At 46.6% G+C, this 236-nt stretch carries 1 protein-coding gene; it reads left to right on the top strand.

What is annotated here, in order from left to right; translation table 11 throughout:
* The coding region (locus tag LKK83_RS20730) for a reverse transcriptase domain-containing protein (protein ID WP_324633227.1) at positions 1–236 on the top strand (236 nt) is incomplete at both ends.

Raw genomic sequence — 236 nt, 5'->3', positions numbered from 1 at the left:
GACCGAATTGACCATGAAAAACTTCTCAACAAACTTGATGTCTTCCCGGCAATCCGACGACAAATCAAGGCATGGCTGAAAGCTGGCGTAATTGACACCGGACAACTATTCACAACAAATGAGGGCACACCACAAGGAGGGGTAATCAGTCCCTTACTAGCAAATATTGCCCTCCACGGCATGGAAGAAAGCATCAAATCCTTAGCTACTAAGCTACCAGGGAAAGGTAGTCGTAC

The organism is Phormidium sp. CCY1219 (assembly GCF_035615515.1).
GTDB lineage: Bacteria > Cyanobacteriota > Cyanobacteriia > Cyanobacteriales > Laspinemataceae > CCY1219.
The sequence above is the reverse complement of the archived record's forward strand: the minus strand, read 5'-3'. Positions and strand labels throughout refer to the sequence as shown.